Annotated in this window: 22 protein-coding genes; 8 read left to right on the top strand and 14 right to left on the bottom strand. The window is 70.2% G+C overall.

All coding sequences use genetic code 11. The features are described from left to right. Nucleotides 1-93 precede the first annotated feature (93 nt). Both AERO9AM_RS00980 and AERO9AM_RS00975 read left to right on the top strand, forming a co-directional pair. On the top strand, nucleotides 94-1,221 hold the full coding sequence (locus tag AERO9AM_RS00980) for a glycoside hydrolase family 172 protein (RefSeq protein WP_159574478.1): 1,128 nt from the start codon (nucleotides 94-96) through the stop codon (nucleotides 1,219-1,221). Between the two features lie 46 nt (nucleotides 1,222-1,267). Then, on the top strand, nucleotides 1,268-2,800 hold the full coding sequence (locus tag AERO9AM_RS00975) for a DUF4185 domain-containing protein (RefSeq protein WP_159574477.1): 1,533 nt from the start codon (nucleotides 1,268-1,270) through the stop codon (nucleotides 2,798-2,800). Between the two features lie 186 nt (nucleotides 2,801-2,986). Here the strand turns inward: AERO9AM_RS00975 and AERO9AM_RS00970 are convergent, their stop codons facing one another. The 4 genes from AERO9AM_RS00970 to AERO9AM_RS00955 form a co-directional block, all read right to left on the bottom strand. Next, on the bottom strand, nucleotides 2,987-3,418 hold the full coding sequence (locus tag AERO9AM_RS00970) for a DoxX family protein (protein ID WP_159574476.1): 432 nt from the start codon (nucleotides 3,416-3,418) through the stop codon (nucleotides 2,987-2,989). Nucleotides 3,419-3,582: 164 nt separating this feature from the next. Then, nucleotides 3,583-4,368: an anti-sigma factor gene (locus AERO9AM_RS00965; protein WP_159574475.1), complete on the bottom strand. Its 786-nt coding sequence runs from the start codon at nucleotides 4,366-4,368 to the stop codon at nucleotides 3,583-3,585. Beyond that, complete coding sequence (sigK, locus tag AERO9AM_RS00960) at nucleotides 4,365-4,964, bottom strand: ECF RNA polymerase sigma factor SigK (RefSeq protein ID WP_159574474.1); 600 nt, start codon at nucleotides 4,962-4,964, stop codon at nucleotides 4,365-4,367. The genes AERO9AM_RS00965 and sigK overlap by 4 nt, the downstream gene beginning before the upstream one ends. Nucleotides 4,965-5,111: 147 nt before the next feature. Then, a complete protein-coding gene (locus AERO9AM_RS00955; RefSeq protein ID WP_159574473.1) occupies nucleotides 5,112-5,789 on the bottom strand; it encodes a fasciclin domain-containing protein in 678 nt (225 codons plus the stop codon). 129 nt (nucleotides 5,790-5,918) lie between these two features. Here AERO9AM_RS00955 and AERO9AM_RS00950 point away from each other — a divergent pair, with 129 nt between their 5' ends. Beyond that, complete coding sequence (locus tag AERO9AM_RS00950; protein ID WP_159574472.1) at nucleotides 5,919-7,481, top strand: molybdopterin-dependent oxidoreductase; 1,563 nt, start codon at nucleotides 5,919-5,921, stop codon at nucleotides 7,479-7,481. A gap of 9 nt (nucleotides 7,482-7,490) precedes the next feature. Here the strand turns inward: AERO9AM_RS00950 and AERO9AM_RS00945 are convergent, their stop codons facing one another. The 4 genes from AERO9AM_RS00945 to AERO9AM_RS00930 form a co-directional block, all read right to left on the bottom strand. Beyond that, on the bottom strand, nucleotides 7,491-8,594 hold the full coding sequence (locus tag AERO9AM_RS00945; protein WP_159574471.1) for a DUF4185 domain-containing protein: 1,104 nt from the start codon (nucleotides 8,592-8,594) through the stop codon (nucleotides 7,491-7,493). 29 nt (nucleotides 8,595-8,623) lie between these two features. Continuing rightward, entirely contained in the window at nucleotides 8,624-9,535 is a 912-nt protein-coding gene (locus AERO9AM_RS00940) for a carbohydrate ABC transporter permease (RefSeq protein WP_159574470.1), read from the bottom strand. Further along, nucleotides 9,535-10,461 (bottom strand): carbohydrate ABC transporter permease, encoded by a 927-nt coding sequence (locus tag AERO9AM_RS00935; protein ID WP_159574469.1) that lies wholly within the window; start codon nucleotides 10,459-10,461, stop codon nucleotides 9,535-9,537. Before AERO9AM_RS00935 ends, AERO9AM_RS00940 begins: the two co-directional genes overlap by 1 nt. 83 nt (nucleotides 10,462-10,544) lie before the next feature. Beyond that, nucleotides 10,545-11,915: an ABC transporter substrate-binding protein gene (locus AERO9AM_RS00930; RefSeq protein ID WP_159574468.1), complete on the bottom strand. Its 1,371-nt coding sequence runs from the start codon at nucleotides 11,913-11,915 to the stop codon at nucleotides 10,545-10,547. Between the two features lie 299 nt (nucleotides 11,916-12,214). Here AERO9AM_RS00930 and AERO9AM_RS00925 point away from each other — a divergent pair, with 299 nt between their 5' ends. Then, nucleotides 12,215-13,174 carry a hypothetical protein gene (locus tag AERO9AM_RS00925; protein ID WP_201298544.1) on the top strand — a complete coding sequence of 320 codons (960 nt, stop codon included), beginning with the start codon at nucleotides 12,215-12,217 and terminating at the stop codon, nucleotides 13,172-13,174. Between the two features lie 44 nt (nucleotides 13,175-13,218). Here AERO9AM_RS00925 and AERO9AM_RS00920 read toward each other — a convergent pair whose 3' ends face one another. The 4 genes from AERO9AM_RS00920 to dnaK all read right to left on the bottom strand — a co-directional run bounded on the left by AERO9AM_RS00920 (nucleotide 13,219) and on the right by dnaK (nucleotide 17,319). Next, a complete protein-coding gene (locus tag AERO9AM_RS00920) occupies nucleotides 13,219-13,701 on the bottom strand; it encodes a heat shock protein transcriptional repressor HspR (RefSeq protein ID WP_159574467.1) in 483 nt (160 codons plus the stop codon). A gap of 135 nt (nucleotides 13,702-13,836) precedes the next feature. After that, entirely contained in the window at nucleotides 13,837-14,823 is a 987-nt protein-coding gene (locus tag AERO9AM_RS00915; RefSeq protein ID WP_159574466.1) for a DnaJ C-terminal domain-containing protein, read from the bottom strand. Nucleotides 14,824-14,833: 10 nt separating this feature from the next. Further along, entirely contained in the window at nucleotides 14,834-15,463 is a 630-nt protein-coding gene (locus AERO9AM_RS00910) for a nucleotide exchange factor GrpE (protein WP_159574465.1), read from the bottom strand. Continuing rightward, nucleotides 15,463-17,319, bottom strand: coding sequence for a molecular chaperone DnaK (gene dnaK, locus AERO9AM_RS00905; RefSeq protein WP_159574464.1), 1,857 nt, complete (start codon nucleotides 17,317-17,319; stop codon nucleotides 15,463-15,465). Before dnaK ends, AERO9AM_RS00910 begins: the two co-directional genes overlap by 1 nt. 260 nt (nucleotides 17,320-17,579) lie before the next feature. Here dnaK and AERO9AM_RS00900 point away from each other — a divergent pair, with 260 nt between their 5' ends. Next, nucleotides 17,580-18,269: a hypothetical protein gene (locus AERO9AM_RS00900; protein ID WP_159574463.1), complete on the top strand. Its 690-nt coding sequence runs from the start codon at nucleotides 17,580-17,582 to the stop codon at nucleotides 18,267-18,269. Between the two features lie 4 nt (nucleotides 18,270-18,273). Here the strand turns inward: AERO9AM_RS00900 and AERO9AM_RS00895 are convergent, their stop codons facing one another. After that, on the bottom strand, nucleotides 18,274-18,738 hold the full coding sequence (locus AERO9AM_RS00895; RefSeq protein WP_159574462.1) for a DUF3817 domain-containing protein: 465 nt from the start codon (nucleotides 18,736-18,738) through the stop codon (nucleotides 18,274-18,276). A 242-nt stretch (nucleotides 18,739-18,980) separates the two neighbouring features. Here AERO9AM_RS00895 and AERO9AM_RS00890 point away from each other — a divergent pair, with 242 nt between their 5' ends. The 3 genes from AERO9AM_RS00890 to AERO9AM_RS00880 all read left to right on the top strand — a co-directional run bounded on the left by AERO9AM_RS00890 (nucleotide 18,981) and on the right by AERO9AM_RS00880 (nucleotide 22,516). After that, nucleotides 18,981-19,544, top strand: coding sequence for a hypothetical protein (locus tag AERO9AM_RS00890; RefSeq protein ID WP_159574461.1), 564 nt, complete (start codon nucleotides 18,981-18,983; stop codon nucleotides 19,542-19,544). 55 nt (nucleotides 19,545-19,599) lie between these two features. Then, nucleotides 19,600-21,618, top strand: a complete 2,019-nt coding sequence (locus AERO9AM_RS00885; protein WP_159574460.1) for a vWA domain-containing protein — start codon at nucleotides 19,600-19,602, stop codon at nucleotides 21,616-21,618. A 178-nt stretch (nucleotides 21,619-21,796) separates the two neighbouring features. Beyond that, the gene (locus AERO9AM_RS00880) at nucleotides 21,797-22,516 is read left to right on the top strand and encodes a sirohydrochlorin chelatase (protein WP_159574459.1); all 720 of its coding nucleotides are present in this window, start codon (nucleotides 21,797-21,799) and stop codon (nucleotides 22,514-22,516) included. A 158-nt stretch (nucleotides 22,517-22,674) separates the two neighbouring features. Here the strand turns inward: AERO9AM_RS00880 and AERO9AM_RS00875 are convergent, their stop codons facing one another. After that, the gene (locus AERO9AM_RS00875; RefSeq protein ID WP_159574458.1) at nucleotides 22,675-23,352 is read right to left on the bottom strand and encodes a GntR family transcriptional regulator; all 678 of its coding nucleotides are present in this window, start codon (nucleotides 23,350-23,352) and stop codon (nucleotides 22,675-22,677) included. Between the last annotated feature and the right edge of the window lie 78 nt (nucleotides 23,353-23,430).

The raw sequence follows: 23,430 nt of genomic DNA, 5'->3' as shown, positions 1-23,430 counted from the left end.
GCAACAGTCGACGGGAATCGGTAGGGTGGCCGCACGCCGTCGCGGACTCCCGCACGGATCCGACCACCCCCGACTCGAGGACGTGCCCCCGCCATGACTCTTTCCGACCTGAACGCGATCTCCGCTCTCCGGCGCGTGCAGACCCGGTCGATCTCCCCGGAGAACTTCGACGGCTCGGTCGGCGGCGGAGCACGGGCGACCGAGGGGACGGGAGCCGAGTGCGCCCGCGACCTCGGGCCCGGCTGGAAGATCTCGCCGAGCGTGGACATCGCAGCCGGCGAGACCTTCGACCTCGCCGCGATCGACGGTCCCGGCAAGATCACGCACATCTGGATCACGACCCACACCGACAACTGGCGCACCCTCCTCCTGCGGGCCTATTGGGACGGCGCGGAGGAGCCCGCCGTCGAGGTGCCCTACGGCGACTTCTTCTGCAACGGCTGGGGCGTGTTCGCCCAGGTGAACTCGCAGGTCATCGCCGCCAACCCGCACGGCGGGTTCAACTCCTACTGGCCGATGCCGTTCCGCGAGGGAGCGCGCCTCACGATCGAGAACACCTCCGAGGTCGACGTACGGGTCTACTACCAGGTCACCTACGAGATCGGCGGCGACTACTCGGCCGACGGCTACTTCCATGCCCAGTGGCGCCGGTCGAACCCGCTCGAGGAGCTCGTCCCGCACACGATCCTGGAGGGGATCGAGGGCCAGGGCCAGTACGTCGGCACCTACATCGCCTGGGGCGTGAACTCCAACGGCTGGTGGGGCGAGGGCGAGATCAAGTTCTACCTCGACGACGACACCGACCACCCCACGATCTGCGGCACCGGCACCGAGGACTACTTCGGCGGAGCCTGGAACTTCGACATCCCGGGGCAGGGCTACACGGCGTTCTCCACCCCCTACCTCGGCATGCCCCAGGTGATCCGCCCCGACGGGCTGTATGTGTCGCAGCAGCGCTTCGGCATGTACCGCTGGCACCTCGCGGATCCGATCCACTTCTCCACCGGGCTGCCCAAGGTCGACATCCAGGCGCTCGGGTGGCGCAGCGGCTGGCGCTATCTGCCGCTGCGGGACGACATCGCCTCCACCGCGATGTTCTACCTCGACCGTCCGACGGCACGGCGCCCGAAGGCGCCCTCCGCCGACGACATGGAGGTGCACCTAGGAACGGCCCCCGTGCCCGACCTCGGATCCACTCCCCCGCGCGCACCGCGCAGCTGACCCCGTCGCGCGGCGAGCGCCGGCGACGCGAAGAAAGGAGAGGGCGATGAAGCCCCTGACGAAGATCGCGGCCGGCGCCGCGGTCGCCTCCCTCGCCGCGATCGCCTTCGCGGCGGCGGCGTCCCCCTCGGCCGTCGCGACGACGGCGAGCACGCCGGCGACCGTCGTCGCCAAGGTGACCGGCCCCGACGCGCCCAGCAACACCTGGGCGCAGTGGGACGTGAAGGCCACCGACCTCGGCATCATGTGGGACGACGGATCCGGCCATGTGCTGACCGCGTTCGGCGACACGTTCGGCAACTCCTGGACCGGCCCGGGCGGCGGCGCGCCGCCCAACGGGAACTGGCGCAGCAACGTGCTGCTGCGCTCGAGCGACACGGATCTGTCCGACGGGATGCTGCTCGATCACGCGGTGCAGGGTCCGGCGGGGATCGCGAAGCAGATCATCCCGTCGAAGAAGATCAACGGCGACGAGATCACCGTGATCCCGACGTCCGGCATCTCCGTCGGCGGCCGCCAGTACCTCGGGTTCATGTCGGTGCGGCAGTGGGGTCCGCCCGGCGTGTGGGACACGAATCATGCCGGCATCGCGTACTCGGACGACGACGGCGAGACCTGGACCGTGTCGGATACGCGGTGGGACAACCCGGACGGGCACGATCCCTTCCAGATGCAGGCCTATGCGCAGAAGGGCGGCACGATCTACGTCTTCGGCACGCAGAACGGCCGCAACGGACCGGCATCGGTGGCGAAGGTGCCCGCGCAGAAGCTGCTCGACAAGGACTCGTACCGGTACTGGGACGGCTCCGCCTGGAGCAAGGACGAGGCGGCCGCGAAACCCGTCATGGATGCGCCGATGAGCGAGATGTCGGTGCAGTGGGACGACTACAGCAAGCGGTTCCTGATGATGACGCTGTCCGGCGAGGACATCGTCCTGCGCACGGCGCAGAACCCGGAGGGGCCGTGGACGCCGGCGCAGACCGTGGCGAGCTCGACCGACTATCCGGCGCTGTACGGCGGCTACTTCCACCCGTGGAACAAGAACGGCGAGATCTATTTCACGATGTCGCAGTGGAACCCGTACAACGTGTATCTGATGCATCTGCGCATCGACCGCGACGGCACGATCGTCGATCCGAACCTCGTGTCCGATCCGAGCTTCGAGCGCGCGACGTCACTCGGCGACGGTACGAACGGCACGTGGGGCGGAAAGCCCAACTCCGGAATCGACAACGCCCCGGCCGCAGGCTTCACCGGCGACCATCGCGCGTTCGTCCGGTACAACCAGGGGTGGCGCGACATCTGGCAGGACGTGGCGGTGCAGCCGCACACGACCTACCGGCTGACCGGGTTCCTGCGCACGTCGGTGAACAGCGACGCCGGCTACTTCGGCGCGCGGTCGCTCGACGGCACCGTGATCTCCGAAGCGCACTTCGTCTCGGTGGGCGCGTGGACGCGCTTCACGGTGACGTTCGACTCCGGTGACCGCGACGCCGTGCAGCTCTACGGTGGCGTCTGGACGAACAGCGGCGACATCTGGATGCAGCTGGACGACGTCGCCCTCGTCCGGGTGCCCTGACGCGAACCGCTGAGGACAGGATCCCGCGCGGCGAGAGGGAAGACGTCGCTCCGACCTGCAGCGGGGCAGCGAAATCCCTCTCGTAGCCGGCGCCGCCGGATCCGAAAGATGGAAAACGTCGCTCCCAGGACTGTGGGAGCGACGTTTTCCATCTTCGGCGCAGAGCGCGGCTCAGGCGACGCCGGCTCAGGCGAGCCCGCGCACCGGACCGCGCAGCACGGCGCGATCGAGGCCGTAGCGGCCCGCGCCGGTGAAGGCGAGCGCCAGCGCACCGGCGCCGAGCACGGCGGCGAACTCCCAGCCGCCGTCGCCGACCCAGATCCCGTTGTGGAGATGGACGAGCACGATCGCGCCCACCATGTCGGCCGCGAGCAGCACGCCCACGGGGCGGGTGAACAGCCCGGCGACGAGCAGGATCCCGCCGACGAGCTCGAGGAACGCGATCACCGGACCGGCGAGCTCGGGCAGGGGCGCGCCCATGCCCGCGAAGGCCTGGACGGTGCCGGGCAGGGTGAACTCGAAGACCTTCTGCGCACCGTGCGCGGCGAAGACGCCGCCGATCACGAGGCGCAGGACCAGGAGTCCGAGGGAGGAGGCGGGCTTCGTGGTGTTCGTCATTCCGGACAGCTCCTTCGTGGCAGGACACCGCGGCGAGCGCGGCTCGGGGCCGACCGCCCCGTTCTCCCACGCTACGGAGCGCCACCTGTCATATTTCTGAACGCGGGCTCAATATCCGGTGCCGATGCGTCATCGATGCCGACGTGGTCGCGCCGGATCCCATCTCAGGAGGTCGGGATGACGACGATCGGCTGGGTCGTCGGCTTGCCGGTGGGCGAGCCCCCCGCCGGCTCGACGGTCACCGCGATCGCATCGCCGGCGTGCATGCTCCCGCGCAACTGCGCCGTGGTCGTCCCCTGCTCCGCCGCGAAGGTGCCGGCGGAGACGGGGGTGTCGCCGCGGACGAACCACAGTTCGTAGGTGCGCGCCCCGTCCAGCGGCTCGAGCCCGTCGGAGACGAGGACGGCCGTGCCGATCGATGCCGACCAGTGGGCGGTCGCGCGCCCGCCCGAGGGCAGCACGACCGTCTTCTGCGCGGCGTCAGGAGCGTTCTCGATCCGGTCCAGCGCCACGACCGCCGCGGGACGGAGCAGCTGCGGGATGACGACCGCGGCGCCCGCACCGAGCCCGACGATCAGCACGAGGCAGGCGGCGAGCGCGAACAGGAGCCTGCGCGGACGCCGCGCGGGCGCGCCGGCGGAGGCCTGCGGAGCCGTGGCCTGGCCGTCACGGTCGGAGACGGCCGGCGTCGCATCCGCGGGCGCCGCATCGCCGCTCGGATCCTGGGGCGTCGCGGCGATGCGGGCGAGGAGCGCGTCGCGCAGCGCCGGCGGTGGCGCGACCGGCGCCGCCCCCTCGGCGAGGAGGGCTGCCGTGTCGGCGTCGTCCTCCACGATCCCGGCCCACTCGGGGTGCGCGGAGAGTGCGGCCCGGTACCGCCGCTCGTCCTCGGCCGACAGCGCCCCGAGGCTGTGGCCTGCGGCCAGCTCGGCGAACTCCGACTCGTTCATGCGTTCACCCCCCAGTGCGTCCGAAGACGCGTGAGTCCGTCTCTCATGCGGGTCTTCACCGTCCCCAGCGGTGATCCCGTGATCGTGGCGATCTCGCTCTGCGAGTAGCCGCCGTAGTACGCGAGCACGAGCGTCTCGCGCTGCGCGTCGGGAAGGGCGGCGAGCGCGTCGACCACCCGCGCGGCGTCGATCGACAGCTCCGCCTGCTCCGCCACGCTGTCATGCGCGATGTCGAGGTCGCGCACCCCGACGCGCACGTCGCGGTCGGCACTGGCCTGCGAGGCCCGCACCCGGTCGACCGCACGACGATGCGCGATCGTCAGGATCCAGGTCCTCCCGCGTCCTCGATCGGAGGCGAAGCGCGACGCGGTCTGCCAGATCTCCAGGAAGACCTCCTGCAGCACCTCCTCGCTCTGCGCCCGGTTGACCAGCACGCGGAGGATGAGACCGAAGACGCGCGACGACAGCATGTCGTAGAGCTCGGCGAACGCCGACTGATCGCCCTCCGCGACGCGCAGCAGCAGCGCGGTCGCGAGGTCGTCGCCGCCGTCCTGCTCGGCGTGCTCCCGATCGTCGATCACCATGGCTTCCAGCATGCCTCACCTCCTCGGCCGGCATCGGCAACGCGTCGAGCGGCGGCGCTGTGTCCTTCCGGCACCCCGCTCTCCCCCTGCGAACCGGACCGCATGCTCGGGCAATGCCGTCGATCATGCGGTCCGGTCAGCGTGGCGGTCCGCGGGTCCTTACTGGGCCGGCGGCATCAGGACGGAGTCGACGAGGTACACGGTCGCGTTCGCGGTGTGGACGCCGCCGCAGATCACGTTCGCGTCGTTGACCTTGAGGCTGTCGCCCGAACCGGTCACGGTCACCTCACCGCCCTCGACGGTCTTGTGCGTGCCGACGATGTCCTTCGGCGAGATCTGACCGGCGACGACGTGGTAGGTCAGGATCTTGCTGAGGGTGTCCGCGCCGGCGTCCGTCTTCAGCGTGTCGATCGTCGCGGGATCGATCTTCGCGAAGGCGTCGTCGACGGGCGCGAACACCGTGAACTCGCTCCCGTTGAGCGTGTCGACGAGGTTCACCTTGGGGTTGAGCTTGCCCGAGACCGCCGCGACCAGCGTGGTCAGCAGCGGGTTGTTGCCGGCGGCCGTCGCGACCGGATCCTGCGCCATCCCGGCGACGGATCCCGCACCCGAGGGCACCTGCTGCGCGTAGGCGGCGCATCCCGGCCCGACCAGGTCGGCCGCCGGATCCATCGTCTGGCTGGGCGACGCGGCCGGCGCGCTGGTGGCGGGCTCCGACGACGAGCCGGACGACGAGCCCGACATCGACGAACAGCCCGTGAGGGCCAGGGCCGCGGCGGCGAACAGGCCGGCGGCGGCGAGCGACGCCCTGGCGTGCAGGCGAACAGTGGATCGCATGATCTTTCTCCTTTGACTGGTGCATCGCGACCGTTCATCGGCCGACACGATGCGTTCGGAGCCGCACCCGCGCCGGATTGGATCCGGTTCGATCGCCATCCGATCGGCCGATCGCGACGAACCACGGACATGGGTGAGAGCACAGGGAAAGCAGGCGCACGGATCTGGGCCGCCGTCGCGGGCGTCGTGAGCGGCGCGGTGTTCGTCGCCGCTGCCGAGATCATGGCCTTCCTCGCGGCGCGCGACGCGAGTCCGCTGCTGGCGGCGGGCTCGTTCGTCATCGACATCGTGCCGCAGTGGGCTAAGGAGCTGGCGATCGAACTCTTCGGCGCGAATGACAAGCTCGTCCTCCTGCTGGCTCTCGGTGTCGGAGTGCTCCTGGTCGCCGCCGGCGCCGGGCTCCTCGAGCGCCGGCGCCGATGGGCCGGCCTCGCGGTGTTCGCCATCGCCGGCATCGCCGGGCTGTTGGCGACCGTGACGCGCGCGGGGGCGAGCGGAGCGTTCGCGCTGCCTCCGCTCGTCGGCGCGGTCACGGGCTGCGCGTTCCTGCGCGTCTCGATGGGAGCGCTGCACCGGTGGCAGGCCGAGGCCGCCTCCGGTGAGAGCGGGCGCGGAACCGATCGACGGCGCTTCCTCTTGCTGACCGCGGTGGGGGCGGCCGCCGCCGTCCTCGCGGGCGTGGGTGCGCGCCTCGGCACCGCGGCGATCGCCTCGATCGCGGCAGCGCGCAAGGCGCTGCGGCTGCCGGAGCCGCTGTCGCGGATCACCGTGCCCGCGGGGGCCGAGCTGGACATCCCCGGCCTGTCCCCCCTCTTCACGCCGAACGCCGACTTCTACCGCGTCGACACGGCGCTCTCCGTGCCGGCGATCGCGCCTGCGGAGTGGCGGCTGACGGTCGACGGCATGGTCGGCAGGAAGGTCGAGCTGAGCTTCGACGAGCTGCTGGGGATGGGGCTGCGGGAGTACGCCGTGACCCTGACGTGCGTCTCCAACCAGGTCGGCGGCGACCTCGTCGGCACCGCACGGTGGCTCGGCGTTCCCGTGCGCGAGATCCTCGCCCGCGCGCGTCCCGCGGAGGGCGCCGACATGGTGCTCTCCCGCAGCATCGACGGGTTCACCGCGAGCACGCCGCTCGACGCGCTCACCGACCCGGGCCGCGACGCGATCCTCGCCGTGGCGATGAACGGCGAGCCCCTGCCGCCGGAGCACGGATTCCCGGTGCGGATGGTCGTGCCGGGACTCTACGGCTACGTCTCCGCGACGAAGTGGCTCACCCGGCTCACGGTCACGACGTTCGAGAAGGATCAGGCGTACTGGACGCCCCGCGGATACAGCGCACAGGCGCCGATCAAGCTGTCCAGCCGCATCGACACCCCGCGCATCGACAAGGAGATCCCGCCGGGGGCCGCCCGGATCGCCGGGGTCGCCTGGGCGCAGACGGTGGGGATCGCCCGCGTCGAGGTGCAGATCGACGGCGGTCCCTGGCAGACCGCCACGCTGTCCGCCCCCGTCAGCGACGACACCTGGGTGCAGTGGTTCCTCGACTGGAACGCGACGAGCGGAAGTCACACGCTCGTCGTCCGGGCGACCGATCGCCAGGGACGGATGCAGGAGCAGGCACGCACCCCGATCGCGCCGAACGGATCGACCGGCTGGCAGTCGACCGTCGTGCGCGTCGGCAGGGCAGGCTGACCCCCGCCATCAGACGAGTCCCTGGATCCGGAACTGCTCCACGTGGTAAACGCTGTTGTTCCCCGTGTTCCACTGGCTCACGGTGAGGTGCAGATCGGAGAGCGTCGAGCCGGGGATGATGTACCCGCCGTAGAGCTGGGCGACGTGCGTCGCGTCCTCCGCGCCCCAGTTCCCGCCCCAGAGCAGGGTCGTCTTCGCCGCCGTGTAGAGGTTGTCGGTCGGGGTGTTCAGCACCATCGCGTCGATCCGGTAGCCGTCGGCGTTGAACCAGGTCAGGATCCACTTGCCGCCGAGCGGGCGCAGGCACATCTCGCCGAACTTGCCCGGCAGCACCTCGGTGGCGGGGTTGCCCCAGGCCCAGCCCCCATTCGCATATCCCCACGGCTGATACGCCGACAGGCTCGTCATGCTGTTCTGCGGCACCCGGTACAGCACGATGCCCTTGTCCCGCTGGAACCCCGTCCCGTAGATGTACACGTAGCCGTCGTTCCCCTGCCCCCACGTGATGCACTGGAAGTGCCCGTCGGCCATGTCCGCGGGGAACTTCAGCCCGGTGTGCTGCCAGGTCGCGCCGGAGTCGTCCGACTGCCACAGCTCGGTCCATCGCACCGTGCCGAAGGTCGGGCCGTTCACGATCGCGTGCAGGTACATGCGGGATCCGATCGTGATGACGTCGGAGGGGATCACGGTCTCGTAGTAGGCGTCATGCGGGTAGTACCAGAGCTGCGGTGCGGTGACCTGCGTGTTCGCGCCCGCGCCCGCCGCCCCGTTGAACACGACCCCGGCGGCGAGGTTCGTGGTCGAGGAGTAGAGCGCGACCGGCGACCGCCAGTTCGTGCCGCCCACGGCATCGGCCCAGGTGTCGCCGAACGCGAACAGCAGCCGCCCGTCGGGTGTGCGGGCGGGGATGCCGAGGTCGGTCGCGCCGATCCCGTACTGCACCCCGGCCTGCGTGCCGGCGAGCACCTTCATGCGCGTGACGGTGAGCCCGGCGGCGGCCGCCGGGCTCGACCCGAGCGCGGATGCCCCGAACGCGGCTCCGGCGACGAGCGCACCCTGGAGCACGGTGCGGCGGGTCAACGGCCGGGCGGAGCGGACGACTTCTTCGGACATGGCATTCTCCCCTTCGAGAACACGGCGGGCTACTTGAGCCCGGCCATCTTGATGTTGCCGATGATCTGGCGCTGGAAGATGAGGAACAGGATCACGACCGGTGCCGCCGCCAGGACGGATCCCGCCATCAGAAGCCCGAGTTCGCTGGATCCCCTTCCGGTGCGGAACTCCGCGAGGTACTGCTGCAGCACGAACTTCTCCGGCGAGGTGATGGTCATGATCGGCCACACGTACGAGTTCCAGTAGGCCAGGAACGCGGTGATGCCCATGACGACGAACGGCGGCTTGGACAGGGGCAGGAAGATCCGCACGAAGATCCCGAACCGGCCGCAGCCGTCGAGCATCGCCGCCTCCTCGAGACTCGCCGGGATGTTCAGATAGAACTGCCGGATGAAGAAGACCGACGCGGCGCTCGCGGCGCCCGGGATGACCAGCACCGCGAGGGTGTCGAGCATCGCGAGCTTCGTCACCACGATGAAGCTCGTCACCAGGATGGTCATGCCGGGAATGAACATCGTCGTGATGACGGCGACCCACAGCGTGCGCTGGAACCGGAACTCGAGCCGCGCGAACGCATAGGCGGCGAGGGAGTTCACCGTGAGGCTCAGCACCGTGAACAGGATCGCGCCGAGGAAGGTCCAGCCGAGCGTGCGCAGGAACGCCTCGTCGGCGAGGATCTTCGTGTAGTTCTCCCAGTGCCACACCTCGGGGAAGAACTGGAACGGCGTGCTGAGCACCTCGGTCTTCGCCTTGAACCCGGCGATGACCATCCAGGCGAGCGGGAACAGCGCCGCGAGCAGGAACAGCAGGCCGACGAGAGCCTTGCCGACGAGGATCGCCCATCCGCCCGCGCCGTGCGGCGCCTTGAACCGGCGGTGATCCTTTCCGGCCAGGACGATCCGGGTGGTCTCCAGCGCGGTGGTCGGGGAGGTCGCACTCATCAGTCGACGAGCCTTTCGGAGTTGATGAACTTGAAGACGAGAGCGGAGACGGATCCCAGCACGACGAACAGCAGCAGCGCCGCGGCGATCGAGTAGCCCACGTTCACGTCGTTGCGGAAGTGGTTGAAGATGAACAGGTTCGGCAGCGTTGTCGAGTCCAGCGGCCCGCCCTGCGTCATGACGAGGGGCAGCTCGAACTGCTGGATCGCGGCCACGAAGCCGGTGATGAGCAGATAGAGGAACACGTTCTTCATCTGCGGCATCGTGATGTAGAAGGTCCGCTGCCACCAGCCGGCGCCCTCCATCGCCGCCGCCTCGTAGTACTCCGTCGGGATGTCGACCATGGCCGCGACCATGATGAGCGAGGTGATGCCCATCCCGAGCCAGATCGCGGGCACGGCCACCGAGAGCAGCGCCCACGCCGGATCCCCGATCCAGGCGACCGCATCGATGTGGAACGCGGCGAGCACGGCGTTCAGGATGCCGCCGTCGTAGGTGTAGATCAGCACGAACACGATCGACGCGATCACCGACGAGATGATGGTCGGGATGTAGATGCTGACCTTCAGCACGGTCGCGAAGCGCCGTGAGACGCTCACCACGAGACTCGCGAACAGGAACGCGAGCACCAGCATGGCCGGCACGGTCATCAGCACGAACAGGAATCCGCGTCCGATGGTGGCCACGAACAGCGGGTCCGTCAGCACGTCGACGTAGTTCTTCCAGCCGACGAACTGCGGATCCTTGTAGAAGCTCCAGTCCTGGAAGGAGAGGAACCCGGCGTAGACGGCGGGCCAGATCACGAAGATCCCGAGCAGGACCACCACGGGTGCCAGCAGCAGGTAGGCGAGCTTGGTGTCGCGGTACCGATGCCGGTCAGCCCTCCGTTTCGCGGCGCGTCGTTCGTCGATCGCTGGCCTGGTCATGGTTGCTCTCCGTCGGGGTGATGATGCGGGGGCGGCCTGCGCGGCCGGGGACGGCCGCACAGCGGTCCCCGACCGCGCCGCGCTCACTTCTTCGGAGCCTTGCCGGGCAGGCCCTGCGACTGGATGACCTTCTCGATCGCGGCGTTCGCGGTGGCGATCGCGTCATCGGGCGACTTGGCGCCCTTCATGACCGATTCCATCGCGGTGCCCACGGCCAGCGAGACGTCCCAGGGGTAGGTCGGCTCGGGGATCGCGTCCGGCGCGATGTCGTTCACGATCACCGTCGACCACGGCGCCTTGGCGGCGGCCTCGTCCTTCGCCACGGCCTCCTGCACGCTCTTGCGCACGGGCACCTTGGTGAACTGGGTGTTCACGAAGAACGGCACGAGGTTCTTCGGGTCGCCGGCGAGCGACCACTCCAGGAACTTCCCGGCGGCCTCGGCGTGCTTGCTCTTCGCGTCGATGACCCACTTGAAGTTGCCGAGCGTGGTGGCGGTGCGGCCATCGGCGTTCGATGCGTTCGGGAAGGCGCCGATGCCGGTCTTGGTGAGCAGATCCGGGTAGTCGGATCCGATCTCGGACATCATCCACGAGCCCGAGACCTTGAACGCGACCTTCTTCTGTCCGAAGTCCTTGCCCTCGACGTAGGCGGCGAGCGCCTGCTTGGGCATGTACCCCTTGTCCCACAGCTCCTTGTACTTGGCCATCAGGTCGCGGTATCCGGCGTCGTCGATGTTCGGCTTGGCCCAGTCGTCGGTGAGCGCGGTGTGGCCGGAGAAGTTGTACTGCTGCCCGACGGTCGACCAGGCGAAGGTGATCGCGTCCGATGCAGGGGAGATGCAGTACTGCCCCTGGGCGAGCGTGGGCTGGATCTTCGCGCAGGCGGCGAGCAGGTCGTCCCAGGTCGCCGGAGCCTTGTCGGTGTCGACGCCCGCCTTGGAGAGCATGTCCTTGTTCCAGAACAGCACGGTCTGCGCCTCCTGCAGCAGCGGATAGGCGTAGTAGGTGCCGTCGATCTCCGAGACGGACTTCGCCGAGTCGATGATCTCGTCCAGCTTGGACTTGTCCACGACCTTGCCGAGATCGTAGAGCTGCCCGGCGTTCACCGCGTCCTGGATGGATCCGGAGTGCGTGTAGATGTCCGGGGCCTTGCCCGCGGCTTGCGCGGCCTTCATCTTCTGATCCCAGGCGTCGGCGGGGATCTCGGTGTCCTTGACGACGATCTCGTCCTGGGACGCGTTGAACTTCTTGACGATGTCCTTGTACCAGGCGTTCTCGGGCGGGGTGAAGGTGCGGTGCCAGAACTCGATGGTGGTCTTGCCGGAGGAGTCGCCTCCGCCGCCGGCCGCCTGGCCGGGGGTGCTCGAGCCGCAGCCTGCGAGCAGTCCGACCGCTGTGACGCCGCCCAGAGCGGCCATCACCACCCGGCGCGTGCGCTGTGTGTCCGTCTTCATGGGTTCCTCCTCAGGAACACGACTTCCTCGTCGAATCGGTGCTGGGTCCGGCGCTCCCGCCGGGTCCGCGGTCGCGCTGAAGATCGGCGTCGACCGGGTTGTCCTCAGCGTAGGCGAAATCGATTTCAGATACAAGGCGATCTTTGGCGCCAAGGGTCCGGCGCCAGGGTACGCCAATTTCCCGGCAGTGCCGGCGCCTTCCCTTCTTTACTCCACGTCACGATTGCTTCTAGGCTTCAGACGTAGGAAATCGATTTCATATCGCAGGAGTCCCTGCCCCACCACCGATGAGGAGCCCCATGACCCCCGACACCGCTGCCGCCCAGGTCTCGCCGGCCGATATCCGCGAGGGCTGGATCCGTCCCGCCGGCCCGGCACCGCGCGAGCCGCGATGGGGCCATCCGGACGGGATGCAGCTCGGTCTCAGCCCGGCCCCGCGCGGTCTCCTGCAGATCTTCACGCCGTATCTGGACCATCCTCGGGATCGGCTCGTGAACTTCGTCGCGGTGGAGCCGGTGCCCGTCGGCGCCGTGGACCGCGGGTACTCCGAGCTGGAGCCCAGCACACTCGACCCCGGCGAGCGCGGCAAGAGGATGTGGGCCGTGGACGACCCGGATACCTCTGCCGTGCGTGCGCGGCTGGACCCGGATCCGGGGGTCGTCGACACCGTCGACGGCGTCGAACGCCTGACGACGTGGGTCCGCGTGGAGCGGTTCGACAGCGGCGCCGATGTGCAGGTGCGGGTGCGCTTCCACGCCGACCGCCCGCACGAGGTCGAGCTGGCCGGATTCGCCACGTCCCGCTCGGTGCCCCTGGAGCAGCTGGTCCTCACGGCCACCATGGGGAACTGGGCCCGCCTGCGCCGCCTCGAACTCGCGGACAGCGTGGCGACGCCGGCGGAGCTGTGGCCCGGATTCACCGGCACCGACTTCGCGGAGCACGCGTCGTTCGGGCTCGACGAGCTCGTGCGCGACGGGGACGCGGTGCTCGTCACGGCGCTCGGCGACGAGGCCGACCCGTGGTCGGTGGGCTACGCGCAGGACACCGCCGAGCACTGGCGTTTCGTGGGACGGCGGATGCGGCAGACCTGGCGGGTCGACGACCCGGATCCGGCGCTGCGCGCGCAGGTCAACGCGCGCTGGTCGTACTGGGCGAGCGCCTCGGAGATCCCGGGCGGCCCCGCGTTCGAGAACGTCGAGGTCGTGCAGCCGTTCCGTCAGGGCGCGGTCCTCCGCTTCGTCGTCGAGCCGCTGGACTGACAGCGCCGCCGCGACCTCGTGCAACGCGCCGTCCTCGGGCGGGGTCAGCGCTCGCTGTCGTCGGGATCGTCAGCGAGCTCGGCGTCGGACGCCTCTGGGCGGCCCAGCCACGGCCGCCACAGCACGATCTCCGTGGACCGGCGGATCCGGCGCCCGGACGGGACGGCCATGATGGATCCGGTCGCACCTGCGGCGAAGACCCGCACGCCGGGGCGGTTGGCGCGCTCTTCGCGCAGGTCGTGCTCGAGCTCCACGACCCGGCGGCGGAGTGTGCGCACTTCGTCCTCGAGGTCGAGGAGTTTCGCGATCGCGGGCAGGCTCATGCCCTCGCTGGAGAGCTGGGCGACCTCGCGCAGCTTCTCGATGTCGCGCATCGAATAGCGGCGGGATCCGCCGCGGGTGCGGCCGGGCACGACCAGGCCCAGCCGGTCGTACTGCCGCAGGGTCTGCGGGTGCATCCGGGCGAGCTCGGCCGCGACCGCGATCGCGAACACCGGAGTGTCGGCGCTCATGCGCTCATCGGCCATGGCGCGCCTCCCCGCCGAGAGCAACGGCGGAGCGTCCTTCGTCTCGTCGCTGCGCTCCTCGCTCAGGAACCGTCTCCTCGGTTCCTGAGCGAGCGCAGCGAGACGAAGGACGTTCGACGACCGGACGGAGCATCATCATCCCCGTGCCTTCGCGAGAAGATCGGCGCGCGGGTTCTCCGCCGGCTCGACCTCGCGGAAGCGCTCGAGCGCCTCGCGCGCGGCCTCGTCCAGGTGTCCCGGAACGGCGACCTGCACCTCCGCCAGGAGATCGCCGGTGCCCTTCGAGGTCGTGACGCCGCGGCCCTTGACCCGCAGCACCCGGCCGGACGGCGTGCCCGGTGCAACCCTGAGCTTGACCGGATCGCCGCCCAGCGTCGGCACCTCGATCGTGGCGCCCAGGGCGGCCTCGGTGAAGGTGACCGGCACGGTGACGCGCAGGTTGAGCCCGTCCCGCGTGAACACGGGGTGCGGCCGCACCGTGACCTGCACGACGATGTCGCCGTTCTCCCCGCCGTCGGGCGAGGGCCGGCCACGGCCGCGCAGACGGATCTTCTGACCGTCCTTCACGCCCGCGGGGATCTTCACCTTCAGGGGCCGGCCGTCGTCGCCCTGCAGCGTGACGGTCTCCCCCTTGACCGCGGTCGCGAACGACAGCGTCGTACGCGCCGTGACGTCGGCGCCCTTGGTCGGCCCGCCGAAGCCGCGGAACCCGCCGCTCGACTGGCCAAACCGGCCGGATCCGAACGAGCTGCCGCCCTGGTTGAACATCGCGAAGATGTCGTCGAAGTCGGCGGACTGCCCGCCGCGGCCCCGGCTGAACGCGCTGAAGACGTCCTCGAAGCCGCCGTTCCCGGCGCTGCCGGGCGCGGTGAAGCGCGCCCCGCCGGCGCCCATGGCGCGGATCTGGTCGTACTCGGCGCGCTGCTCCTTGTCGGAGAGCACCGAGTACGCCTCGCTGATCTCCTTGAACTTCGCCTCGGCCTTGGCGTCACCGGGGTTGGAGTCGGGGTGGTACTTCCGCGCGAGCTTGCGATAGGTCTTCTTCAGATCCGCCTCGGAGACGTCCTTGGCGACGCCGAGCGTCTTGTAGAAGTCCTTGTCGAACCAGTCCTGGCTAGCCATCGATCACCCCCTATTCCACGGGGACGGCGACGACGACCTTCGCCGGGCGCAGCTCGATCCCGCCCAGCCGGTAGCCCACCTCGACGACCTCCAGCACGACGGCCTTCTCGACGCCCGGAGTGGGCTGCTGGAAGATCGCCTCGTGCTGCTGGGGGTCGAAATCCTCGCCCTTCTCGCCGTACGACACCACCCCGAGCCGCTCGACGACGGCACGGATCTTCTCGGCGATCGCGGCGAAGGGGGTCCCCTCCTCCAGATCGCCGTGGGCGGCGGCGCGGTCGAGGTCGTCGAGCACGGGGATGAGGCCCTTGGCGGCCTCGCCCTTCGCGCGCTGGATCTCGACGCCGCGCTGCTCCTCGGTGCGGCGGCGGTAGTTCGCGTACTCGGCCTGCAGGCGCTTGAGGTCGACGAGCAGAGTGTGCTCGGCGTCCGCCAGGGCCGCGTCCTCCGCGGCGTCCTCGGCGAGCGCGTCATCGCTCTGCGCGGTGTTCAGGATGTCGTCGACCGTGAGCTCGTCGTCGGCGCCGTCAGCGGATCCGCCGGTCGGAGCCGGCCCGGGGCCGGACGCCTGCGCGTCCGACCCCTGACCGCCGACCTCGCGGCCCTCTTCGGGCTCCTCGAAGTCCTTGGGATCCGTCATTACTTCTTCTCGTCCTCGTCGTCCACGACCTCGGCGTCCACGACGTCCTCATCGGAGCCGGACTCGCGAGCGGCGTCCTCCGCGGCGCCATCGGCGGCCGCGTCGGCCTGCTGCGACGCGTAGATCGCCTCGCCGAGCTTGGTCTGCGACTGGGTCAGCTTGTCGAACGCGGTCTTCACGGCCTCGTCGTCGTCGCCGGCCAGCGCGCTCTTCAGCGCGTCGATGTCGGCCTTGACCTCGGTCTTGACGTTCTCCGGGAGCTTGTCCTCGTTCTCCGAGATGACCTTCTCGACGCCGTAGGACAGGGTCTCTGCCTGGTTGCGGGTCTCGGCTGACTCGCGGCGCTTCTTGTCCTCGGCCGCGTGCTCCTCGGCCTCGCGCACCATGCGGTCGATGTCCTCCTTGGACAGCGAGGATCCGCCGGTGATCGTCATCGACTGCTCCTTGCCCGTGCCCTTGTCCTTGGCGGACACGTGCACGATGCCGTTCGCGTCGATGTCGAAGGTGACCTCGATCTGGGGGATGCCGCGCGGGGCCGGCGCGATGCCGGTCAGCTCGAAGGTGCCCAGCGGCTTGTTGTCGCGGGTGAACTCGCGCTCGCCCTGGAAGACCTGGATCGCGACCGACGGCTGGTTGTCGTCGGCCGTCGTGAAGGTCTCGCTGCGCTTGGTCGGGATGGCCGTGTTGCGCTCGATGAGCTTGGTCATCATGCCGCCCTTGGTCTCGATGCCGAGACTCAGCGGGGTGACGTCGATGAGCAGCACGTCCTTGCGCTCACCCTTGAGGACACCGGCCTGCAGGGCGGCGCCGACGGCGACGACCTCGTCCGGGTTCACGCCCTTGTTGGGCTCCTTGCCGGTCTCGCGCTTGACGAGCTCGGCGACCGCGGGCATGCGGGTCGAACCGCCCACGAGCACGACGTGCGCGATGTCGCCGACCTTGATGCCGGCCTCGCGGATGACGTCCTCGAACGGCTTCTTGGTGCGGTCCAGCAGATCCTTGGTCAGGTCCTCGAACTTGGCGCGGGTGATCGTCTCGCTCAGCGACACGGGGCCGTTCTCGGTGAGCGAGAGGTAGGGCAGGTTGACGGACGCCGAAGTGGAGGAGCTGAGCTCCTTCTTGGCCTGCTCCGCGGCCTCCTTGAGACGCTGCAGCGCGATCTTGTCGTTCGAGACGTCGACGCCGGTGGAGTCCTTGAACTGCTTGATCAGGTAGTCGACGAGACGCTGGTCCCAGTCGTCACCGCCGAGGCGGTTGTCGCCGGCGGTGGCGCGCACCTGGATCGTGGAGAAGTCGTCGTCCTTGCCCACCTCGAGCAGCGACACGTCGAAGGTTCCGCCACCGAGGTCGAAGACGAGGATGAGCTCGTCCTCCTTGCCCTTGTCGAGACCGTAGGCCAGGGCGGCCGCGGTGGGCTCGTTGATGATGCGCAGGACGTTCAGGCCTGCGATCTCGCCGGCCTCCTTGGTGGCCTGACGCTCGGCGTCGTTGAAGTACGCCGGGACGGTGATGACGGCATCGGTCACGGTGTCGCCCAGGTACGCCTCGGCGTCGCGCTTCAGCTTCTGGAGGATGCGGGCGGAGATCTCCTGCGGCGTCCACTTCTTGCCGTCGACGTCGAACGACCAGTCGGTGCCCATGTGGCGCTTGACCGACGCGATGGTGCGGTCGACGTTGGTGACGGCCTGGCGCTTCGCGGTCTCGCCGACGAGCACCTCCCCGTCCTTGGTGAACGCGACCACCGACGGGGTGGTCCGGAAGCCCTCGGCGTTGGCGATGACCTTGGGCTCGCCGCCCTCGAGGACGCTGACGACGGAGTTCGTCGTACCGAGGTCGATACCGACAGCACGTGCCATTTGTTTCTCCTTCAATCGGAAGTACGGGAAAGTCTGCGCGGCCGCAGGGCCTGCGGAGAGACGCCCCCGCTAAACCTGAGTCGCGATGACTCAAGAGTACGCCTCGTGTCAAGCGCTGTCAACAAAGTTGATACGACTTCGCTCAACTTTGATCCGCGTCCGCGTGAGCGCGCGGCTGCGGCGGAATCGCGCCCACAGTCGGGCCCATGGGCCGCGCTCCCCATCGACGCCGCATTCAGCGGATCCCTAAGATCGGCCTCATGACCACACACCTCCGCACCGCTGCCCCGGCACTCCGCCTCGGCGCCGCCGGCCTGCTCCTCGCCGCCGCGCTGCCGCTGAGCGCCTGCGGATTCCCGTTCACGCCGTACCAGGGCGGCGCGGTGCGCGTCGACGCCGGGGACGGGACGACCTCGCCCGCCCCGCGCGACACGGACTCCGACACCACCACGGACGACCCCGCCGGTGCCGGCACCCTCACCTTCGACGGCGACTCACTGCCGCAGGGAGGCCGCGTCGAATGGTCGGACGGCCTCATCGCCGACGCCGGCTGGAAGGTCGACAAGCCGGACGACGGCAACGGGCACTGGTCGTACGCGACGGTCGACGGGGTCTGCACCGTGCAGTTCTGGCAGGGCACCACGACGCCGAGCGGCGCGAAGGACGACCGCGGCGCCAGCGATCTCATGCTCGCCACACTCACGCAGGCCGCCATCGACGACGTCACGGCGGCGGCCGCCGACCTCGGGCTCAAGAACGCCACCACGGGCGACTACGACATCGACTCCCGGGCCGTGCAGGGCGACAACGACGCCGCCACCTGGGTCATCCAGGCGCGGGTGTTCGAGAAGGCAGGCGTCGGGCTGTACTTCATCCTCGACTGCACCGACGGCAGCGCGTCGTCGGTCGCGGACGAGATCGTGGAGAAGGATCCGATCCTCGTCCACTGACCGCTCAGTGGGATCCGCCCGGCGGGCCGATCAGCAGCAGCACCGCGAACAGGGCGGCGACCGCCGCGACGATGAGCAGCGCAAGCACCCACGGCCGCCGCAGGAACCAGCGCATGGTGCGGTCGTACCACGCGGCGTCCCGCGGGTCGTCGGTCTGCTCGAGGCGCCACGCTCCCGCGAGGCGGCCGGTGCGGTGCAGCCAGATCTCGGCGGGGATCGTGGCGTAGGGCACGATCGCGCTGGCGATCGCGAGCACGGCGACGCCGACGCCCCAGCGCTGGTGGAACGCGAGCAGCACCGCCGTGGCCGCGTAGGAGAGGAACACGAAGCCGTGGATCGACCCGGCGACCGTGACGAGCACCGGCGGCAGGCCGGTGGCGCGGCCGATGAGGGCGCCGATCAGCAGCGTCCAGGTGATGGCCTCGGCGATCGCGAGCACGCGGAACAGGCGGGCGGGGCTGGTGAACACGTCTCTCCTCGGGTCGGTGCTTTCAGCGTAGGGAGCCGGCGCAGCGGTCCGCCCGCCCGCGGCCTCCACCTTTCGGACGGTTTCTCCGGGGCGGCGTCGTCCCGCTGCTCCCGCGGACGGCGTCGCACGAGCCGCGCTGGCGCGAGACGACGCGCCCGGTAGAGTTTGCTGTGCGCGGAGTGGGATCCGCGAGTTCTGTGCGGCACCCGAGCCGCGCGTCTGTGGGAGAACGGTGACTGGGGATGCTCGTGTTGCGCGAGCGCAGGCGGCGAGCGCGCCGTGTGCGGGCGATCGGCTATGCGCTGATCATGCTCGGCTGGTGGGCGACGCTCCTGGTCGGCTACGCGGTCCCGGCGGATCCGTCGGCACGCGTCTTCGTGCTGTTCCTGCATCTGATGGCCCTGACCATCGGCTTGGGTGCGGCCGTCATGGTGGAGTACGCGGGCGTGCTCTGGGTGACCGGTCGCGGCACGCTGCAGGCGCTGCTGCACGCCGAGGGGCGCCTCGCGGTGCCTGCATGGGCCGGCTACGCGGGCCTGCTGGTGACCGGGGCGCTGCTGGCGCCGGATCCGCACAGTCCTGCCACGGCGGTCAAGCTCGCGGCGGTGCTGCTGGTGGGCATGAACGGCGTGGCGGTGCAGAGGCTCGCAACCGAGCTCGACCGGCTTCCCGGCGAGCTCCCCTTCCGCCGCGCACCCCGCCGGCTGCGGATGTGGTCGATCGCGAGCGGAACGCTCTCACAGGTCGCGTGGTGGACGGCCGTGCTGGTCGGGACCATGAACACCGCGGCGCACGTGCCCGCATGACGACATCGGATCCGCAGCGACGCGGATCCGCCCCTGACACCAGGAGACGCCGACGATGACAGACGCAGACGGGACGACCCCCGAGCCGGGCCGGCGCCGCCGCCGCAGCGAGCAGCCGCCATCCTCCGGCGCCGCGCCGGAGCCGATGGCACCGGTCGGCGCGCGGGTGCCCTCGGATCCGCCCGGCACGATCGCCGGCGGCCTGGTGATGGTCGAACCGGATCCGCGGACGCGGCGGCGGAGGCCTATGGTCTGGGTGCTCGGTGCGGTCATCGCCGTGCTCGCGATCGCCCTCGGCTCGGTCGGCTTCGCGATCCTGCAGAAGCCTCGCGCGAACGCCGAGGGCGCGACCGGCACGCCGACTCCCTCGCCGACCGCGACGTTCCCGCAGGACGAGCCGGCCGCCGCGGCAGGACCGGCGCCGTGCACCCCGCTCACCGTGCTGTCCTCGCTCGAGAACGCCGCCATGGTCGAGCGGCTCGTCGCGGGCTACAACGCGCAGCCGCGCGCGGCGGCCGGGCATTGCGTGACCGCGGTCGCGACCAAGGACAAGTCCGGCGTCGCCGCGACCCGTGCCGCCGCCGGCTTCGCGGACCTGCCCGCCGTATCCCGTCCGGCCGTGTGGATCCCGGACGCGAGCTCGTGGCTCTCCGCCGCCCGCGCCGATGGCGCCGCCGCCGTGCCGTCCACGGGCACGAGCCTCGGACAGTCCGCGATCGTGCTCGCCATGCCGAAGCCGCTCGCCGACGCGATCGGGTGGACGAAGAAGGCGCCGACCTGGTCCGAGGTCTTCGCGGCGTCCGCCAAGAAGGACGTGTGGTCCAAGCTCGGGCATCCGGAGTGGGGCGCGTTCAAGCTCGGCAAGACCAGCCCGCAGGTCGCGAGCTCCGGCGAGGCGGCGCTGCTCGCCTCGTTCGGCGCCGCGTCCGGCTCGGTCGGAGGCGTCACGGCGAGCGAGATGGCGGATCCGAAGATTCTCGCCGCCGTGAAGAAGAACGAGCTCGCCACGAGCCACTACATGGCGACCCCCGAGCACTTCCTCTGGCACGCGCGCCAGGCCGAGCAGACCGGCTCCGCCGCGGAGTTCTTCTCCGCCGTGATCGTCGACGAGAAGGCCGTGTGGGACTACGACCGCGGCATCGTGAGCCGCGACGGCGTCACCGTCACGCAGGGCGATCCGCCCAAGGAGGCCATGGTCCCGGTCTATCCGAAGGACGGCTTCTACGTCGCGGACAACCCCGCGGTGGTGCTCAAGGGCGACTGGGTCGACGACGCCATCAAGGCCGCCGGCGCGGACTTCATCCGCTACGCGGGCACTGCTCAGGGCCAGCAACTCGTGCGCGAGACCGGCTACCGCGACCTCAACGGGCAGCTGGACGGCGGCGTGCGCACCACCGGACATCTCGCCGAGACGCTGCAGGGCGCGCTGACCTTCCCGCGCCAGAACGTGATCGCCGCGATCGACAAGACCTTCCCGCAGGTGCGCAAGCGCGCGTCGGTGCTGTTCCTCATCGACGTGTCGGGCTCGATGGCGGATCCGACCCCCAGCGGGCAGAGCAAGCTCGACGCCGCGAAGGCCGCCCTGATCCAAGCGCTCGACCACTTCACGCCCGGTGACCAGGTCGGCGTCGCCGCGTTCTCCTCTGCCGGCGACGGCACGATCACCCCGGGCATCGTGGCGCCGGTCGCCGACATCGCCACGAACCGGACGTCGCTCGTGGCCGCGGTCCGCGCGCTCACACCCCAGGCGTACACGCCGCTGTACACCGCCGTGGACACCTACGCGAAGCAGATGGCCGCCTCGTACGACCCCGACCGCATCACCACCGTGGTGCTGCTCAGCGACGGGGCCGACCTGACCGCCGTGCCCACCACCCCCAAGCAGACGATGCTCGACGACGTCTCGGAGCTGCACCACTCGACGCCGGTGCTCATCTTCACGCTGGCCTACGGGGCGGACGCCGATGCCGACACGCTGCGGGCGATCTCCTCGGCCTCGGGGGCGCACTTCTACGACGCGACGGATCCGTCCAAGGTCGGCGCGGTGCTGGGAGACCTGGTCACGAGCTTCTGACGCGGCAGCGTCGTCGTACGGTCGGCGAACGCCCGCGAGAAACCACTTTCGGCATGAGACACCACGCCTGCGGTGAGGTGTCATGCTGGATCCGGTTTCTCACGAGCTCGAGAGGGTCGTCTTTCCGCGGATGACGCGGCGCCCGGACCGCCCGGCCGGATCCGCGTACACTCCGACCATGACCCGCCCCGCCCTGCTCGCCGTCTCGCACGGGACGAGCGACGATGCCGGAGCCGCAGCGATCGCCCTGCTCGTGCAGCGGGTCGCCGACCGGCTGCACAGCGAAGACGAGGCCCAGCGCGTCGCAGTGCACTCCGGATTCGTCGACGTCCAGCAGCCCGACGCCCCCACCGCCCTCGCCGCGGTGTCCGGCCCCGTGGTGGTGGTCCCGCTGCTGCTGTCGCAGGGCTTCCACGTGCGCGTCGACCTCGGTCGTGCCGCGGCGGACCGTGCGGACGCCGTGGTGACGGATCCGCTCGGACCCGATCCCCGGCTCGCGGAGGTGCTCGCGCTGCGGCTCGCCGAGGCCGGCGACCCCGCGGATGCGACCCCGGTCGTGTTGGCCGTCGCCGGATCCCGTGACCCGCGCTCCCTGCCGGACGCCGAGGATGCGGCGGCACTGCTGGCCGAGCGGCTCGGGCGGGAGGTCGTGCCGGCATACCTCGCCGCGCGTGAACCGAGCCTCGCCGAGGCGGTGCGGGCCCGCCCCGGCGCCCCGGTCGCGACCTACCTGCTCGCGCACGGCTACTTCTTCGACGTGGCGCGCCGCGACGCCGGATCCGCGGTGCTCACCGAGCCCCTGCTGGACGACCGCGAGCCCCCGGCGCCGCTCGTGGACGTCGTGGTCGACCGCTACCGGGCAGGAGCCGCCGCGCTGGCCGCCGCCGCGCGCGACTGACAGCGCGAACACCCGGCGCGACTGACGGCGCGACCACCGGCGATATGACGGCCCGGGCACGGGGGTGGGGCGCGTCCCCATGGCCCCACCCGCGTCCGCGACGGCTCCCCTGTGAATCCGTCCCCCAGGGCGGACGCGACCCCCCGGCAGACTCGATGCTACGGGCGCACGGCGGGCGGTTCCGGCGCTCCGTCCGATATTCCGGGATCCTCTTCCGAGGCCGGAAGAGGCGCCAGCCCGTGCAGCACCCGCACCCACCGCTCCCCGTCGTCGCCGTCGCCGCGCCTCGTCGCCTCCCGCAGACCAGCGAGGCACCGTCGGTCGATCGGCCCCAGCGGGAGCACGACGCTGCGGAGGTTGCGTTCGAACGCGTACTCCATGTCGCGCATGTGGGCGTGATGCACCGCGTTTCCCGAGTGCGCGGAGAAGAAGGAGAAGAGCGCCCGACGGGCTGCGGACCCGCGCGCCGGGTCGTCCGCCTGCTGCGCCACCTCATCGATCAGGTCGAGCGCCTGCCGCCTTTCCGACGCGGTGAGCCTCGGCAGGCTCTGTCGCACGGCGAGCCCGGCCTGATAGCCCGCGTATGCCAGCGTCTGCGCCACCGTCTGATCGTTCACGATCGTCACCTGGGTGGTCCGGCTGGGAAGGATCTCGACGAGCCCGATGCGCTCCAGCCGATGCAGCGCCTCGCGCACCGGAGACCGCGAAACGTGGAAGCGCTGGCCGAGGGCCACATCCCGCACCCGCATGCCGGGCGGAAGCTCATCCACCACGATCGCCTCGGCGATCCGGTGGAAGACCTGTTCCCCCAATGACCTCGCGTCCCTGCTCGCCATGCTGCCCCTCCTCCGCATCGCTTCCGGCGCACGCGCCGGTGCAGGGAGAGTACGCGTTCGACGCAGCCCTCAGCCAAT

The organism is Microbacterium sp. 8M, from assembly GCF_902506375.1.
GTDB lineage: Bacteria > Actinomycetota > Actinomycetes > Actinomycetales > Microbacteriaceae > Microbacterium.
Note: the sequence above shows the minus strand (reverse complement) of the source record. Positions and strands in the feature narration are given on the sequence as shown.